Raw genomic sequence first — 16,850 nt, 5'->3', positions numbered from 1 at the left:
TCCATGACGACCTCACCGCCCCCCGCCACCGCCCCCTCCGCGCCCCCGACGGAGTCGCTGATCGCGTACCCCTCGATCTTCCCCATCAAGGTGATGGGCCCCAAGGTGGACGGCTTCGTGCACGCGATCACGCAGGTGGCCGAACGCTTCGATCCCAGCTTCGATGCGAGCACCATCGAGCTGCGCACCAGCAAGGCCGGCAACTACCTGGGCGTGACGCTCAACGTGACGGCCACCAGCCGCGAGCAGCTCGACGAAATCTACCGCACGCTGTCTTCGCATCCGATGGTCAAGGTGGTGCTTTGACCGACGCGGTGCTCGCGCGCCCGGCCCTGGCAGCGACGCTGCTGGGCCACATCGACTACCGCGAAAGCTACGACGCGATGCGCGCATTCGCGGCCCAGCGCGACGCCGACACGCCCGATGCGCTGTGGGTCTGCGAGCACCCGGGCGTCTACACCCAGGGCCTGGCCGGCAAGGCCGACCACCTGCTGAATCCGGGCGACATCCCGGTGGTGCAGACCGACCGCGGCGGCCAGGTCACCTACCACGGCCCCGGGCAGGTGGTCGCCTACCCGCTGATCGACCTGCGGCGCACCGGCTACTTCGTCAAGGAGTACGTCTACCGCATCGAGGAATCGGTGCTGCGCACGCTGGCCCACTTCGGCGTGACCGGCCACCGCGTGGCCGGCTCGCCGGGCATCTACGTGCGGCTCGACGATCCGTTCTCGCACGCGGTGCTGAAGGCATCGCCCCCCGGCTCCGCGCTGACCGGCCCCTTCCCCGCCAGCGACCTGTTCCGCGGCCTCGGCAAGATCGCCGCGCTGGGCATCAAGGTCGCGCGCCACGGCACCTACCACGGCGTGTCCTTCAATGTGGCGATGGACCTGGAACCCTTCTCGCGCATCAACCCTTGCGGCTATGCCGGGCTGCGCACCGTCGATCTTTCTACAATCGGTGTCCACACCACCTGGGAAGAAGCCGCGCACGTGCTGAGCCAGAAGCTCATCGCCGGCCTGGCCCCCTGATCTCGCCATGAGCACCACCGAAGTCGTTCGCGACGCCCAGAGCGCCGAAACCTACAACCCCCTGGCCAAGCAGAAGGCCGCGGCCAAGCTGTCGCGCATCCCGGTCAAGGTGATCCAGGGCGAGGTGCTCAAGAAACCCGAGTGGATCCGCGTCAAGGCCGGCTCGCCGACCACGCGCTTCTACGAGATCAAGCAGATCCTGCGCGAGAACAACCTGCACACGGTGTGCGAGGAAGCCTCCTGCCCGAACATCGGCGAATGCTTCGGCAAGGGCACGGCCACCTTCATGATCATGGGCGACAAGTGCACCCGTCGCTGCCCGTTCTGCGATGTGGGCCACGGCCGCCCCGACCCGCTCGACAAGGACGAACCGCTGAACCTGGCGCGCACCATCGCCAAGCTGCGCCTCAAGTACGTGGTGATCACCAGCGTGGACCGCGACGACCTGCGCGACGGCGGCAGCGGCCACTTCGTCGAATGCATCCAGAACATCCGCGAGCTCTCGCCGATGACGCAGATCGAGATCCTGGTGCCCGACTTCCGCGGCCGCGACGACCGCGCACTCGAGATCCTCAAGGCCGCGCCACCGGACGTGATGAACCACAACCTCGAGACCGCGCCGCGCCTCTACAAGGAAGCGCGCCCCGGCAGCGACTACCAGTTCAGCCTGAACCTGCTCAAGAAGTTCAAGGCGCTGCACCCCGACGTACCGACCAAGAGCGGCATCATGGTCGGCCTGGGCGAGACCGACGAAGAGATCCTGCAGGTCATGCGCGACATGCGCGCGCACGACATCGACATGCTGACCATCGGCCAGTACCTGTCGCCCTCGAACTCGCACCTGCCGGTGCGCCGCTACGTGCACCCCGACACTTTCAAGATGTTCGAGGAAGAGGCCTACAAGATGGGCTTCAGCCACGCTGCCGTGGGCGCGATGGTGCGCTCGAGCTACCACGCCGACGAGCAGGCGCACGCAGCTGGCGTGTGAGCCGGGCGGGGCACGCCCCGCCCCACGAACGCTACCCGCGGGTGGCGTTCTGCTTCATCTTGGCCAGCGCGATGGCCAGCGCCGCGCCGCCCAGCGTCTTGATCAGCCCCGCGTGCTGCGCGTAGAACTGGCTCACCTCGTCGATCACGCCCGCATGCTGCTGCTGCGCATGCTCGGCGATCTGCGTCACCTGGTCGGGCGACAGCTGCGAGGCCTGGTCGGGCGTGAGCTGCGTCTGGCCCGGCTGCAGCACGCGCCCCAGCGCACCGCCCGCCAGCGCCGAGGCGGCCGCCGGGCCGAGCGTGGCCAGGATCTGGTTGAGCAGGCCGGCCTGCTGCTGTGGTGACGAGTTGCCGAACAGCTGGCCCACCATGTCGCCGAAGGGCGGCGTCTGCTCGGAACGCATGGCCGCGGCCAGCCCGGCGCCGATCTCGTCGGTCGAGGCGTGCTGCGTGACCTGGTCGATGTGGGCATCGGCGTTGTTGCCGCCGATGGCCTGCTGGAGGATGTCGAGTAGACCCATGAGAAGCTCCTTGCGTGAGGGACGAAATGGCCAGGCCCGGGTTATTTCGAAAGAAGGTGCCAGACCCCGAGCAGCACGACCGCGCCCAGCACGGAGGCGATGAAGCCCGCACCGCTGCCCACCGCATAGAGCCCCAGGGCCTGCCCCGCATAGGTCGCTGCCAGCGAGCCGGCGATGCCGAGCACCACGGTCAGGATGAAGCCCATCGCGTTGTTGCCCGGCAGGATGGCCCGGGCCAGCAGCCCCGCGATGAAGCCGATCAGGATCGTCCAGATGATGTGCACGAAAACCCCCTGGGTCAAGGATGCGCGCCGAAGGGTTCTCCGGCGCCGCGCCCTGTCCGGGCGCAGGGGGATCGTGTGCCGCACATCCTGAGCGCCAGCTGACGGCGCGCCTGCATGCCCAGGGTCGCCAACGTGATGGCGTCCGGCGGGCGCTTCGCTATCCTGCGGCATCGCCCTCGAGCAAGGATTGATTTTGCAACTGCACCCCACCCTCCACGCGGCCATGGCGCCCCCCTTCGTCGCCATCGCCGATCTGGTTCGCCTCCACGCGCAGCACACGCCCGAACGCCCAGCGCTGGCGGACGCGACACACGCCCTGGACTACCGCGCGCTCGATGCACTCATGGACCGCGTCGCGGCCAGCCTGCAGCGCGACGGCCTCCAGGCCGGCGACGCGATCGCGATCTGCGCGGCCTCGTCGGTGCACTACGCCGCGGTGTTCCTGGGCGCCTTGCGGGCCGGCGTCGCGGTGGCGCCGCTGGCTCCCGGCTCCACGCCGGCCAGCCTGGCCCGCATGATCTCGGACGCCGATGCACGCATCCTGTTCAGCGACGCTTCGGCGGCCGAAGTGATCGGTCCTGCGCAGGCCGGCGGCATCGTGCGTGTGGCACTCGACGGCTCTGCCGTGGGCCTCGGCCTGGACGCCTGGCTGGCACCGGCCGGCGCGCAGCCCGCGCCCGTCGACGTGCAGCCCGCGTGGCCCTTCAACATCATCTATTCCTCGGGCACCACCGGCGAGCCCAAGGGCATCGTGCAGGGCCACGGCATGCGCTGGGCCCATGTGCAGCGCGGCGCGAAGTACGAGTACAGCCCCGACACCGTCACGCTGCTGTCGACGCCGCTGTACTCCAACACCACGCTGGTGGTGTTCTTCCCCACGCTGGCCCTGGGCGGCTGCGTGCTGCTGATGCCCAAGTTCGATGCACTGGGCTACCTGCAGCTGGCCGAGCGGCAGCGTGTGACCCACACCATGCTCGTGCCGGTGCAGTACCAGCGCCTGATGGCGCATCCGGCCTTCGACGCGCACGATCTCTCGTCGTACCGCTTCAAGTTCAGCACCAGCGCGCCCTTCCATGCGGCGCTCAAGGCCGATGTGCTGAAACGCTGGCCCGGTGGGCTGATCGAGTTCTACGGCATGACCGAAGGCGGCGGCACCTGCGTGCTCGAAGCCCACCTGCATCCGACCAAGCTGCACACCGTGGGCCAGCCCGCCGAGGGCAGCGACATCCGGCTGATCGACGAGGAAGGCCGCGAACTTTCGCGCGACGACATCGAAGCCGCCGGCGAGGTGGTGGGCCATTCGGGCGGCATGATGACCGGCTACCACCGCCAGCCCGAAAAGACGCGCGAGGCCGAGTGGTTCGACGCCACCGGCAAGCGCTTCATCCGCACCGGCGACGTGGGCCGCTTCGATGCCGACGGCTTCCTCACGCTGTTCGATCGCAGGAAGGACATGATCATCAGCGGCGGCTTCAACATCTACCCGAGCGACCTCGAGGCCGTGCTGCGCGGCCATGCGGCCGTGGCCGACGTGGCGGTGATCGGCGTGCCCTCTGAACAGTGGGGAGAGACGCCGGTGGCCTTCGTGGTGCGCCGCGACGGCGACACCACACCGGAGGACGCGCTGCTGTCATGGGCCAACGCCCAGCTCGGCAAGACCCAGCGCCTGGCGCAGCTGCACTTCATCGACGAGCTGCCGCGCAGCGCGATCGGCAAGGTGCTCAAGCGCGAACTGCGTGAGCGCGTGGGGCGCTGAAGGCGGCCTACCTGTAGTCGAGCGTGAAGGTGGCGGTGCCGTTGGCCTGGCCGGCCGTCACCGTGGTGGCGGTCTGGTAGTAGCGCGCGGTGTAGGGCAGCACATAGCTGCCGTTCTTCGCGGGGCCGACATCCGCGGTCTCTCCGAACTTCACAGGCACCTTGCTGCCGTCGAGAATCTGGATGCCCACGCCACGCGCCGTGCCCGTGCCGGCCGTGAGGCTCAGCACGCCCGGCGTCGCCGGCGTGTCGGTCTGCGCGTCCATGCGCAGCATCACCGTGTTGAGGCCGCCCGGCCTGATCCGGCAATTGAGCTGGATATTGAAGCTGCGCTCGGCTGCGGACGTGCCCAGGCCTCTGAACTCGGTTTGCGACACCTTGCCGAATTGCACCGGGATGTTGCGTGAACCCAGGTCCACCGCGCACGATTCCGCGACCAGCGTGGTGCCTTTGGCGGAGAGCGTGGTGGTCAACAGCGACACATTGTCACCATCGCCGGACATCTGGGTATAGATACCTGCAGTCAGCGACCCCGTGCCAGTCACGGCCGCGGTCTTGATCAACGCCACCGTGATTCGGTCAGAAACCACATAGAACCTCGGACCTGTTGTCGCCACTTGAAACGGGTAACTCCCCTGAACTTCAGACACGCGGATGCCCACGCCTGGCACAGCCGTCGCGTAGATCGTTGAATCGCTCGGCAGCGGCGTGCCCTGCAGTACGACAGCGTTGAGGGTGCCTGCGGTCCTGCAAAACCAACCCAAAATGGGTTGCACGGTGAAACGCCTGGTCGCAATGACCCCGTTGAGGGGCACATCGTCGCGAATGATCACGTTGCCCATGCCGATGTCGATGGTTTGCGGGATGGCTGAGATGTCTTTGACGCATGCGGCCCAAGCACCCGGAGAACCGAGCGCACCCAGCAGCAGAACACCCATCCCGATGGAACGCGCGCCGCACAGAAGGTCGCCCGCCCAGGTCCACAAAAAAAAACGACTGCGCTTCATTGCGCCTCCTTGGTTGGTATGGGATGGGGCGCCGCGGCGGCGCATTGCCCCTTCAGCTCGCGGATCGGCGGCGGGTTCTTTTCGTCGGCCAGGCTGTAGGGCACGACGCATTGGTCGGCCGGGCCCTGGCCCCAGCGCACGGTCAGGTTGCCGCTCGCGCCCGCGCCCGTGACGAAGGCCTGGCTCTCGGGTCCGACCACACCGACCTCCTGGCCGGTCTCGTTCTCGATCTTCGAACCCAGCGGCAACATGCCGCCCCTGCGATCGGTGAGCGTCATCAACAGGCGGTAGCCCACCGAGGTCTCGAACTTCGCGATCACCACCGCGCCGCGCGTGGGCACGACTTCCGTCACCGCGTTCTTCACCTCCATCGTGTCACCCAGGTCGGCGGTGCGCAAAGCGAGACGGTTGCGCCGGTAGGGCGTGAGATTGGGGATCACCGCCTGGCCGGCGCCGTCGGTCGCGACGCCGGGCTGGGCCTCAAGGCCCACACCCTGCGCCTTGGGCGCCTGCACCAAGCCGATGGTTTCGCCCAGTGGCTGCGACAGCGTGATCCCCCCCGCATGGAACAGCGCACCGCCGGCCACGCCGAAGTTGCTCTGGCCGATGCCGCGGCTTTGCGAATGGCCGATGTCGAAGCGACCGATCTGCGACAGGTAGCTCGCGCTGCCGCTGCCGCTGCCACCGCCGCCCTGGTTGGTGTCGGTGGCCGTCACGCTGTAGCTGAGGCGGTTGTCGTCGAAGGCCGAGCCGTAGACGCCGACCTGCTGGCTCAGGCTGCCGTTGTTGTCGCGCGTCGCGGTGTACTGCGCATTCGCGCCGGTGCTGCCGAGCGGAATGCTCAGCATGACCATCAGCTGGCGCACCGGGGGCCGGTTGAGCGCGCGGGTCTGGTTGTAGAAGACGCTGTAGCCGAATTGCTTGTAGCTGCCCGAGTAGCCCATCTGCACCACCCGATCTTTGGCGTCGGTGCCCCAGTAGGTCTGCTGGCGGGCCGAGGCGAACACGGCCCCCTTGTCGCCGAGCCGCTGCGAGAGCTCGAAGCGCAGCTCGTTGCGCCGGCTGTTGAAGGTGTCGAAGGGCTGCAGGTCCTGCATCTGCACCGCTTCCTGGAAGGTGCGGTAGCCGCTGGTCGAATAGCGGTAGCCGGCCACGCGGAAGTCGGTGCCCGAATCGAGAAAGGATTTCGCGTACAGGAAGCGCACCGACTGCCCGCTGTAGCGCTTGCCGCCATCGAGGCCGCTGGGGGCGGTGGTGTAGGCGGTCGACAGGTCGGCCGATACCGCACCGAAGTCACGCAGGTTCTTGCCCACGCCGGCCAGCAGCGACTGGTACATGTTGGCCGCCGTCAGGCCACCGTAGAGTGTGAACTCCCGGCCCAGGCCGCGTGCCAACGTCGCCTGAATGAAGGTCGGCTCCGACATCAGGAGCCGTGTGCCGTTGGTGAAGACACCGTAGCCCCTGCGGTACTTGCCGACCGTGGCCGAGTAGCGCCAGGTGCCTTCACGCAGCAGCGTGGGCACGGCCGAGAAGGCCTGGATGTACTTTGTCTGGCGGCCGTCGGCCTCGGTGATGGACACCTCGAGGTCCCCGTTGGAGGCGGTGGGGTAGAGGTCGTCGATGACGAAGGCGCCCGGCGCCACGAAGGTGCTGTAGACCACGTAGCCGTTCTGGCGCACCGTGACGCGCGCGTTGGTCTGTGCCACGCCGCGGATGGTGGGCGCATAGCCCTGCTGGCTGTCGGGCAGCATCGTGTCGTCGGACGCCAGTTGCACGCCGCGGAAGGGCACGCTGTCGAAGAAGTTGCCCGGCGTGCTGCCGTCGCCGATCAGCAGTTGGCCGTGGATCGAGGCGATATCGCGCTGCGCATAGGTGTTGATCGCCTCCCAACGGCCCCGGCCTTCGGTGCCGCGGTTGTAGGTCGAGAAATGCCTGAAGCGCCAGTCGCCGTAGTTGAAGCCGGCGCGCACGCCGGCGAACATGGTGCTGCGGCGCGTGGCCTGCTCGGGGTCGGCAAAGGGATGGCCGTCGAAGGCGCTCTGCGGCGCACTGAAGGCCCGGGTATCGCCGCCGCTGCTGCGCCCGAAGCTCAGCTGGTAGTCGAGCATGCCCGCGGTGATGCCCTTGTCCCATTTCTCCGGGCCGACCGCGCCGCGCGCCGAGCGCTTGAGCGCCGCCTGCGGAATGCTCACGGACAGGCGCTGCTTGCCACCGTCATAGTTGAAGCTCGCATCGGGAATGGCTTTCGTGAGGTCGACACAGGCGTCGTCCGCGCTGTTGGCCAGCGCGGGAAACACCGCCACGTTGACGCCCCAATCGTCGAGCATGCGGCGTGCGAGGCAGGGCGTGGCGTCGCTCCGGTCGCCCTGGTCGACAAAGCGGATGGCGGCTTGCCCGACGCCGCGCTCGTTGAGCGACACGTCGACCATGTAGTTGCCGGCCAGCACGCGGTTGCCGAAGGAGAACAGCGACAGGTCCGCACGCGGCTGGTCGCCACCGATGCCCAGGAACTCCTCGTTGAAGTTCGAGGCGACCATCTGCTGCTGCGGCGCCTGCGGCTGGGCTTGGACACGGGCGCCCAGCACGCCCAGCAGGACCACGCAAACCGTCCACCGGAAGGGCGCATGGAACGCGGAGAAATGATGCACGACGACTCTCCGCGTCTCAGCGCTTTGCCGCGTCAGCCGCGACCGGAACGCGCTCGACCTTCACCGCGACGGGCTCGGCGCCCACGGGCACCTCGACCCGATCCTCGGGCGTCTCGGCGCCGTAGTCGTTGATGGTGGTGAAGTCCACCCGGACCGCCTGCGGCGTCTTGAGGGCGGGGAGCGGGTACGACACCTGGCCCATGGGCGGCACCATGTCGGCAGCGACCCGCTGCCGGTCGCCGTTGGTGTCGACATTCATGGCGATGAAGGTCACGTGGTAGCCCGTGGGGTTGCCGATCTTGAGCACGGCCCCCTGGCCCTGTGCGTCGGGGCCCACGGCCCAGGTGAGCTGGCTGCGCGCGTCCTCGGCCTTGCCGACGAGCTTCGCGGGCCGGTAGAAGAGCTTGATGCGGGTGCGCACCGCGATCTGCAACACGTTCTCTTCCCTCGACTTTTCAGGAATCTCCTTGACGTTGAGCCAGAACACCGACTCGCGATCGGCCGGCAGGTCGCCGGGCACGCGCAGGATGCGCAGGATGTTCTCCGCGCCCGGGTCCAGCCGCGACAGCGGCGGCGTGACCAGCAGTGGCGTCTTGGTGTGGCCCTCGCCCGCGTCGATCCAGGCCTGGACCACGTAGGGCGACGTGCCGGTGTTTCTCATCGGGATGGAGGCCTCGCGGTCCTTCTCGGCGAAGACCACGCGCGTGCCACCGAGGACCACGCCGGCGGTCGCGGACCACTGGAGCCCCAACATCAGCAGGAAAACGAAAGCCCAGCGAAGGCGATGGGTGCTGCGCATAGAAAGAATCCTTGGGTGCGGGCCCAGCGCATGCGGCACATGCACGGCCGCTTCCGGTGCATCGAGGCGACACCGAAAGCAATGAGAGAAGAGCGAAAGATGCCGGCGCCGTATCGGAAACCCCCAGGGGCTCCGGCACGGACCGGACGGTGGTGGCGGGCCTGCGAACGCGAAGCGGCGATCGCTCCGGCAGGACGCAGCCGCAGCCGCGCAGCGGCTTACTTCAATGCGAGCGTGAACTGGGCGACAGCGTTGGCCACGCCGGCGGTCACGGTCGTCTTGGTCGCGACGTAGCCAGCCTGGAACTTGAACGTGTTGTCGCCCTGTTTGAGGGTGTACGACTTCGATGCCGTGCCATTCGAGATCTTGGTGCCGCCGTCATCGGTGATCTGCAGTGCCACGCCGGCGGCGCCACCGGTGACGCGCACCAGGGTCGTGTCGTCGGTGTCGGCCGTGCCGTTGAAGGTCACGGTGCCGCCCGTGGCGGCCGCGCTGCACCCCGTGAGGTTGATGTTGAAGGCGTTCAGCGGCGCCGCCTTGCCGACCGTCGCGGTTCCGGCGGTCGCTCCGTCGAAGGTCGTGGCCGAGACCTTGCCCAGCGGCACCGCCACATTCTGGTTGCCGGCCGTGATCGAACACGGCGAAGAGGTGATTTCGCCCGTGAAGTTGATGGTGCCGTCGGCGGCGAAGGCGCCTTGCGAGAGGACACCGGCCACGGCCACGGCCGCGAGTTGGATAGCGAGTTTCTTTTGCATTTTCATTCCCTGAATTTGAGCGATAAGCTGACTGCCCGCTGAATGCGAGGCAGGCGGAGTTTAGCGATCCGATTACGAGGGAAGAAGTACTTTTATCGATATTTAACAGTAGTTATCAATTTTTCGCCTCACACATGTGATTTAGCGTCATAAATTAACTACAAGAAACTTTAGTTATCAATTTGAACGGCCAGTTTGCGCAGTTTTCGCCACCGCAGTCGGTTGAGCGCCTCCGCAAAGGTGGCGAGCCCTGAGCACCTGCTCTCCTTTGCTTCATGCGCCCGTTTTCAGTTCGCCGCAACTCCGCCATGGCGACGGGTCGCGATCGGCATTGCCGAAGACACGATCCCTCGATGCGGGGCGGTAATCCCGCAGGCTCAGGTCATTGCGCGGGGCGGCGGCCGGCAGGCGGTCGGCGTTGTCGCAGGGCTGAGGCAACACCGGCATGGCGATCCGGGGCCTTGCGCGCCAGCTTCGCGCACCCATGCCCAGGCGAGGCGGCCGGCGCGGTGGTCGGCGGCCAGTTACTTGTAGCTGAGCGTGAACGTAGCCATGCCGTTGGCCTGTCCGGGCGTCACCTTGCTGCCGGTCTGGTAGTAGTGCGCGGTGTAGGGCAGCACATAGCTGCCATCCTTCAACGGGCCGATCACCACGTCGTCACCGAACTTGACGGGCGCCCTGGCGGTGCCGTCGACGACCTGGATGCCCACGCCGCCGGCGGTGGCCGTGCCGCCCTGGGTCAGGCGCAGCACGCCGGGCGCGTTCGACGGGTCGGCCTGCGCGTCCATGCGCATCCGCACCGTGTACTGTGGGTTCTGCGCGGCATTGCAATTGAGCCGGATGTTGAAGCTGCGATCGACCGCCGTGCTGCCCTGGCCCTTGAAGCTGCTCAACGGCACTTTGTCGAAGGCCACCGGGATGTTGCGCGAACCCAGGTCCACCACGCACGAGGGCGTGACGAGGGTGGTGCCGTTGGCGGACATCGAGGCGATCAACACCGAAAAATTGTCCTCGTCAGTGAGCACTTGGAGGTACGTTCCAGCCGCCAGGGGGCCGCTGCCAGTGACGGCCGCTGTCTTGATCAACTCCGCCACGATAGCCTCTTGATAGTAAACGCCCATCTTTGCGCCGCTCTCTAGCGGCCTCACCCATGGGAAGACCGTAGATGAAAACCCCGGAACACTGACCGATAGTCGAATGCCCACGCCGACGACGTCCGTCGAGTAGATCTTCGAACCGCCCGCGATAGCGGAGCCCTTCGGGACCACGTAATTGAGCGAGCCCGCGCTGGGACAAACGACTTGGGTTTCCAAAACACCGTTGACCGGAATAGCAAAGCTTCTGGTCGCAATGGGCGCGTTGACGGCCAGGTCAGCAGGGACAACGATCCTGCCCATGTCCAGCGTGATGAACTTCGTCTGCGCACCTGGATAGCGCTCGCAGCCGGCCCAGGCGCCTTGCGCGCCGCACAGCATCGCCAATGCCGCCACGGCCAGGCCCATGCGGCGGCAGCGCTTCGCCCTCATGACAAGGGCCAACAGGTGGTGGGGCTTCATTCGATTCCTTTCGAAGGCGTGGGATCCGGCACGTTGGCAGCGCACTGCCCCGTCAACTCCCGGATCGGCGGCGGGTTCTTCTCTTCGGGCAGGCTGTAAGGCACCACGCACTGGTCGGCCGGGTCCTGCCCCCAGCGCACCGTCAGGCGCCCGCTCTGGCCCGCGCCCGTGACGAAGGCCTGCCCGTCCGGGCCGACGATGCCGACTTCCTGGTCCGCCTCGCTCTCGATCTTCGAGCCCAGCGGCAACGCACGGCCCTCCTGATCGCTGAGCGTCATCAGCAGGCGGTAGCCCACCGAGGTCTCGAACTTCGCTAGCACCACCGCACCGCGCGTGGGCACGACTTCGGTCACCGCGTTCTTCACCTCCACCGTGTCGCCGAGGTCGGCGGTGCGCAGCGCCAGGCGGTTCAGCCGGTAGGGCGTGAGATTGGGGATCACCGCCCGGCCGGCGCTGTCGGTCGCCACGCCGGACTGGGATTCGACGCCCACGCCCTGCGCCTTGGGCGCCTGCACCAGGCCGATGGTTTCGCCCAGCGGCTGCGACAGCGTGAGGCCGCCGCCATGGAACAGCATGCCGCCGGCCATGCCGAAGGTGCTCTGGCCATAGCCCCGGCCCTGCGAATGGCCGAGGTCGAAGCGCCCGACCGGCGACAGGTAGCTTGCGCTGCCGCTGCCGGTGCCACCGCCACCCTGGTTGGCCGTGCCGGCGGTCACGTTGTACGTCAGGTGGCTGTCGTCGAAGGCCGAGCCATAGAGGCTGGCCTGCTGGCTCACGCGGCCGGTGTTGTCGCGCGCGGCCATGTACTGCGCGTTGGCCCGCGTGTCGCCCAGCGGGATGCTCAACGTGAACATCAGCTGGCGCAAGGGCGGGCGGTTCAGGCTGCGGGTCTGGTTGTAGAAGACGCTGTAGCCGAACTGCTTGTAGCTGCCCGAGTAGCCCACCTGCACCAGCCGGTCCTTCGCATCGGTGCCCCAGTAGCTTTGCTGGCGCGCCGATGCGAACACCGATCCCAGATCGCCGATCTGCTGCGAGAGCTCGAAGCGCAGTTCGTTGCGCCGGCTGTGGAAGGCTTCGAAGGGCTGCAGGTCCTGCATCTGCACCGCTTCCTGGAAGGTGCGGTAGCCGCTGGTCGAATAGCGGTAGCCGGCCACGCGGAAGTTGGTGCCCGAATCGAGGAAGGACTTCGAGTAGAGGAAGCGCAGCGACTGGCCGTTGAAGCTTCGCTCGCCGCTGAGGGGTGTGCGGTCGGTGGTGTGCGCGCTCGAGAGGTCGACCGACACGGCGCCGAAGTCGCGCAGGTTCTTGCCCATGCCCACGAGCACCGACTGGTACATGTTCGCGCCCGTCAGGCCGCCGTAGAGCGTGAACTCCCGGCCCAGGCCGCGCGCCAGCGTGGCCTGCATGAAAGTGGGCTGCGACAGCGAGGGGCGGGCACCGATCACGCTGCCGTTGTAGCTGTTGCGGTACTTGCCGACCGTGGCCGAGTAGCGCCAGGTGCCTTCACGCAGCAGCGTGGGCACGGCCGAGAAGGCCTGGATGTACTTGGTCTGGCGGCCATCGGCCTCGGTGATGGTCACTTCGAGGTCGCCGCTCGAGGCGGTGGGGTAGAGGTCGTCGATGACGAAGGCGCCCGGTGCCACGAAGGTGCTGTAGACCACGTAGCCGTTCTGGCGCACCGTGACGCGCGCGTTGGTCTGCGCCACGCCGCGGACGGTGGGTGCGTAGCCCTGCTGGCTGTCGGGCAGCATCGCGTCGTCGGAGGCGAGCTGCGCGCCGCGGAAAGGCACGCTGTCGAAGAAGTTGCCCGGCGTGCTGCCGTCGCCGATCAGCAGTTGGCCTTTGATCGAAGCCAGGTCGCGCTGGGCATAGCTGTTGACGGCCTGCCAACGGCCCTGGCCGTCGATGCCACGGTTGTAGGTCGAGAAGTGCCGGAAGCGCCAGTCGCCGTGGTTGAAGCCCGCGCGCAGGCCGGCGAACAGCGTGTTGCGTTGCAGCGTGCTGGGGCGGTCGGTGAAAGGATTGCCCTCGAACACGTTCTGCGGCGTGCTCAGGGGCTTGGCGTCGTTGCGAAAGTTGTCGCCGCTGAAGCGTGCGAAGTTGAACTGGTAGTCGAGCATGCCCGCGGTGATGCCCTTGTCCCATTTCTCCGGGCCGACGGCCCCGCGTGCCGAGCGCTTGAGCGCGGCCTGCGGGATGCTCACGAACAGCCGCTGCTTGCCCCCGTCGTAGCTGAAGCTGGCGTCGGGAATGGCCGCGCCCAGGTCCACGCAGGCCTCGTCCGCCGCGCTCGCCAGCGTGGGGAACACCGCCACCTTGACGCCCCAGTCGTCGAGCATGCGCCGCGAGAGGCAGGGCACGGCATCGTCCTTGCCGTCCTTCTCGATGAAGCGGATGTCGGCCTGGCCTGCGCCGCGCTCGTTGAGCGAAACGTCGACCGTGTAGCGGCCGGCGAGCACGCGGTTGCCGAAAGAAAAAAGCGACAGGTCCGCAAGCGGTTGGTCGCCACCGAGGTTCAGGAAGTCCTCGTTGAAGCGCAAGGCGCTCGCTTGCGGCTGGGCATGGCCGGACGCGCCCAGCGCGCCGAGCAGGGCTGCGCACAGCGCGCGCCGAAAGGGGGGATGGAACACACGCATGGCCAGCGGTCCCGGCGTCTCTCAGCGCTTGGCCGCGTCGGCGGCCACAGGCACCAACTCGGCCTTCACGGCCACAGGCCGGTCGCCCTCCGGTACCTGGACCCGTTCCTCGGGCGTCTCGGCGCCGTAGTCGTTGAGCGTGGTGAAGTTCACCTGGACCGCCTGCGGCGACGCGATGACGGTGAGCGGATACGACATCTCGCCGAAGGGCGGCACCATGTCGGCATTGATCTGCTGGCGGCCGCCATCGATGTTCAGCGCGGTGAAGGTCAGGTGGTAGGCCGTGGGGTTGCCCACCTTGAGCACGGCGCCCTGGCCCTGCGGGCTGGGACTCACGGCCCAGGTGAGCTGCGCGCGCGAGGCTTCGGGCTTGCCCACGAGCTTCGCCGGCCGGTAGAACAGCTTGATGCGGCTGCGCACCGCGATCTGCAGCACGTTCTCTTCCTTCGACTTCTCAGGGATCTCCTTGACGTTGAGCCAGAACACCGACTCGCGGTCGGCCGGCAGGTCGCCGGGCACACGCAGGATGCGCAGGATGTTCTCCGCGCCCGGATCCAGCCGGGACAACGGCGGCGTGACCAGCAGCGGGGTCTTGTTGTGGCCCTCTCCCGCGTCGATCCAGGCCTGGACCACATAGAACGAGGTGCCGGTGTTCTTGACCGGGATGGAGGCCTCGCGGTCCTTCTCGCCGAGGATCACACGCGTGCCGCCGAGCATCACGCCCGCGGCGGCGGGCCATGGGAGGCCGAGCGTCAACAGGAGGGCCAGGGCCCAGCGAAGGCGATGGTTGCTGCACATGAGAAGAATCCTGAATCGGAGCAACGCGCAAACGACGCGCCGGCCCGCTCGGCCGCACACACAGGCACGGCCGGACAAACAGAGGGAAAAGGCAAGAGATGGCCGGCACCGGCCGACCACGGACGGATGGCGCGCCCGGCCGGCGCCGAAGCGGCAAGCGCTTCAGCCGCAGGCCAGGACGGCCACCCTGGATGCGGTTACTTGTAGGCGACCGTGAACTGCGCCGTCGCGTTGGCCGGGCCGGTGGTCACGGCCGCCTTGGTCGCGACATAGACCGCCTGGAACTTGAGCGAGTTGTCGCCCGTGCCCAGCGTGTACTGGGCCGAGGCCGAGCCCAGCGGGATCTTGGTGCCGGCGGAATCGTCCAGTTCGATCGCCACGCCCGAAGCCGCGCCTACGCCGACCTGGCCGGCATTCGTCAGGCGCAGGTTGGTGGCGTCGTCGGCATCAGCCGTGCCCGAGAAGGTCACGGTGGCACCCTTGGCGGTGGCGCCGCAGCCCAGCAGGTCGATGCTGAACTTCGCAGGCGCCGGCGCCTTCTTCCCCACTGTCGCGGTGCCGGCGGTCGCGCCATCGAAGGCCGTGCGCGAAACCTTGCCCAGCGGCACGGTCAGGTTCTGGCTGTTGGGTGAGATCGAGCACGGCGCGTCGACGATATCGCCCGTGAAGTTGATGGTGCCATCCGCGGCAAAAGCGCCCTGCGCGAAGACGCCTGAAACGGCGAGCACGGCAAGGTGAGTGATGATTTTTTTATGCATTCCTACTCCCTGAATTTGATAATTAAAAACCACTGTTGCCCAAAAGGCCGGCGGAGTTTAATGACTCAAATCGACAGGGAATAGGCGCATCTGGCGCAAGTTAACAGTAGTTAACATTCCCATCGGGGATAGTGTGACTTTGAGCTCGGCGCCTCAAAAATGGGCACTTTGGTTTTCAATTTGAAGAACCAGCTTCCCGAAATTCTCGCCACTGAAAAGCCGGTTGAGTGCCTCAGGGAAGGTATCGAGCCCCACCACCGTGTCTTCCTTGCTCTTCATGCGCCCGTCCTTCAGGTATCCCGCCAGTTCGGCGATGGCCACGGGGTAGCGGTCGGCGTAGTCGAAGACCACGATGCCTTCCATGCGGGCCCGGTTGACCAGCAGGCTCAGGTAGTTGCGCGGACCGGCGGCCGGCACGCTGTTGGCGTTGTTGTACTGGCTGATCGCGCCGCAGATGATGATCCGTGCCTTGCGGGCCAGCTTGGCGAGCACATGGTCGAGGATCTCACCGCCGACGTTGTCGAAGTAGATGTCGACGCCCTTGGGGCAGTGTTCCTTCAGGCCCGCGCGCACCGCGCCTTCGCCGGCCTTGTAGTCGATGCAGGCGTCGAAGCCCAGTTCCTTCACCACCCATTCGCACTTGGCCGCGCCGCCCGCGATGCCGACCACCCGGCAGCCCTTGAGCTTGGCGAGCTGCCCCACGGTCTGGCCGACCGCGCCGGCCGCGCCCGACACCACCACCGTTTCACCGGGCTGGGGCTGGCCCACGTCCATCAGGCCGAAGTATCCGGTCATGCCCGGCATGCCGAGCACGTTGAGCCACTGGCCGATGGTGCCGACGCCGAGGTCGATCTTCACCAGCCCGTTGCGCTTGACCTGGTCCTGCGCGATGAGGATGTACTCCTGCACGCCCAGCGTGCCGTAGACCGTGTCGCCGACCGTGAAGGCCGGGTTCTTCGACGCGATCACGCGGCCGACGCCGCCGGCGCGCATCACCTCGTCGATGGCCACGGGCGGGATGTAGCTCCTGGCATCGTTGAGCCAGCCGCGCATGGCCGGGTCGAGCGACAGCGACAGCACCTGGACCAGCACCCCGCCCTCCTCGGGCTCGGCGACGGGCTCGGTCGTGAAGTGCCAATGCTCTCGCGTGGCCTTGCCCTCGGGGCGCTTGGCGAGGCGGACCTGGTGGTTGATGCGGGGGCTGGTCATGGTGCGGTCTCCCTGTCTGGTGTGGTTGAGGAGGCGCATCGTAGCCCTGCGTTTCGGCCGCGCTGGTAGCGCAGGCGACAGGCCGCGGGCGGCCTGCGCGACCTGG

General features: G+C 67.3%; 15 protein-coding genes. 4 read left to right on the top strand and 11 right to left on the bottom strand.

The window, feature by feature from the left end:
- The first annotated feature begins 3 nt into the window (after nucleotides 1-3).
- From K0H49_RS01210 to lipA, 3 genes are read left to right on the top strand one after another with little or no spacing between them, the layout of a single operon-like run.
- On the top strand, nucleotides 4-306 hold the full coding sequence (locus K0H49_RS01210; protein WP_219209321.1) for a YbeD family protein: 303 nt from the start codon (nucleotides 4-6) through the stop codon (nucleotides 304-306).
- The gene (gene lipB, locus K0H49_RS01205; protein ID WP_374122291.1) at nucleotides 303-1,028 is read left to right on the top strand and encodes a lipoyl(octanoyl) transferase LipB; all 726 of its coding nucleotides are present in this window, start codon (nucleotides 303-305) and stop codon (nucleotides 1,026-1,028) included. The genes K0H49_RS01210 and lipB overlap by 4 nt, the downstream gene beginning before the upstream one ends.
- A 7-nt stretch (nucleotides 1,029-1,035) precedes the next feature.
- The gene (gene lipA / locus K0H49_RS01200) at nucleotides 1,036-2,016 is read left to right on the top strand and encodes a lipoyl synthase (RefSeq protein WP_219209320.1); all 981 of its coding nucleotides are present in this window, start codon (nucleotides 1,036-1,038) and stop codon (nucleotides 2,014-2,016) included.
- 31 nt (nucleotides 2,017-2,047) lie between these two features.
- Here lipA and K0H49_RS01195 read toward each other — a convergent pair whose 3' ends face one another.
- Nucleotides 2,048-2,539, bottom strand: coding sequence for a hypothetical protein (locus K0H49_RS01195; RefSeq protein ID WP_219209319.1), 492 nt, complete (start codon nucleotides 2,537-2,539; stop codon nucleotides 2,048-2,050).
- Between the two features lie 41 nt (nucleotides 2,540-2,580).
- Nucleotides 2,581-2,823, bottom strand: coding sequence for a GlsB/YeaQ/YmgE family stress response membrane protein (locus tag K0H49_RS01190; protein WP_219209318.1), 243 nt, complete (start codon nucleotides 2,821-2,823; stop codon nucleotides 2,581-2,583).
- 223 nt (nucleotides 2,824-3,046) lie between these two features.
- Between K0H49_RS01190 and K0H49_RS01185 the strand changes: the two genes are divergently transcribed.
- Nucleotides 3,047-4,579 carry a class I adenylate-forming enzyme family protein gene (locus K0H49_RS01185; protein ID WP_219209391.1) on the top strand — a complete coding sequence of 511 codons (1,533 nt, stop codon included), beginning with the start codon at nucleotides 3,047-3,049 and terminating at the stop codon, nucleotides 4,577-4,579.
- 7 nt (nucleotides 4,580-4,586) lie between these two features.
- Here the strand turns inward: K0H49_RS01185 and K0H49_RS01180 are convergent, their stop codons facing one another.
- The 9 genes from K0H49_RS01180 to K0H49_RS01140 all read right to left on the bottom strand — a co-directional run bounded on the left by K0H49_RS01180 (nucleotide 4,587) and on the right by K0H49_RS01140 (nucleotide 16,744).
- The gene (locus tag K0H49_RS01180) at nucleotides 4,587-5,585 is read right to left on the bottom strand and encodes a fimbrial protein (protein ID WP_257624544.1); all 999 of its coding nucleotides are present in this window, start codon (nucleotides 5,583-5,585) and stop codon (nucleotides 4,587-4,589) included.
- Nucleotides 5,582-8,233, bottom strand: a complete 2,652-nt coding sequence (locus tag K0H49_RS01175; RefSeq protein ID WP_374122290.1) for a fimbria/pilus outer membrane usher protein — start codon at nucleotides 8,231-8,233, stop codon at nucleotides 5,582-5,584. Before K0H49_RS01175 ends, K0H49_RS01180 begins: the two co-directional genes overlap by 4 nt.
- A 16-nt stretch (nucleotides 8,234-8,249) precedes the next feature.
- Entirely contained in the window at nucleotides 8,250-9,032 is a 783-nt protein-coding gene (locus K0H49_RS01170) for a fimbrial biogenesis chaperone (protein ID WP_219209317.1), read from the bottom strand.
- A 218-nt stretch (nucleotides 9,033-9,250) separates the two neighbouring features.
- Nucleotides 9,251-9,787, bottom strand: a complete 537-nt coding sequence (locus K0H49_RS01165) for a fimbrial protein (RefSeq protein WP_219209316.1) — start codon at nucleotides 9,785-9,787, stop codon at nucleotides 9,251-9,253.
- Between the two features lie 524 nt (nucleotides 9,788-10,311).
- Nucleotides 10,312-11,343 (bottom strand): fimbrial protein, encoded by a 1,032-nt coding sequence (locus K0H49_RS01160; protein WP_257624543.1) that lies wholly within the window; start codon nucleotides 11,341-11,343, stop codon nucleotides 10,312-10,314.
- A complete protein-coding gene (locus K0H49_RS01155; protein WP_219209315.1) occupies nucleotides 11,340-13,979 on the bottom strand; it encodes a fimbria/pilus outer membrane usher protein in 2,640 nt (879 codons plus the stop codon). The genes K0H49_RS01160 and K0H49_RS01155 overlap by 4 nt, the downstream gene beginning before the upstream one ends.
- A 21-nt stretch (nucleotides 13,980-14,000) precedes the next feature.
- Nucleotides 14,001-14,777 (bottom strand): fimbrial biogenesis chaperone, encoded by a 777-nt coding sequence (locus tag K0H49_RS01150; protein WP_219209314.1) that lies wholly within the window; start codon nucleotides 14,775-14,777, stop codon nucleotides 14,001-14,003.
- Nucleotides 14,778-14,974: 197 nt separating this feature from the next.
- On the bottom strand, nucleotides 14,975-15,535 hold the full coding sequence (locus K0H49_RS01145) for a fimbrial protein (protein WP_219209313.1): 561 nt from the start codon (nucleotides 15,533-15,535) through the stop codon (nucleotides 14,975-14,977).
- 153 nt (nucleotides 15,536-15,688) lie between these two features.
- On the bottom strand, nucleotides 15,689-16,744 hold the full coding sequence (locus tag K0H49_RS01140) for an NADP-dependent oxidoreductase (protein ID WP_219209312.1): 1,056 nt from the start codon (nucleotides 16,742-16,744) through the stop codon (nucleotides 15,689-15,691).
- Nucleotides 16,745-16,850 lie beyond the last annotated feature (106 nt).

Source organism: Variovorax boronicumulans, assembly GCF_019352895.1.
In the GTDB taxonomy this organism is placed as follows: Bacteria; Pseudomonadota; Gammaproteobacteria; order Burkholderiales; family Burkholderiaceae_C; genus Variovorax; species Variovorax boronicumulans_A.
The sequence above is the reverse complement of the archived record's forward strand: the minus strand, read 5'-3'. Positions and strand labels throughout refer to the sequence as shown.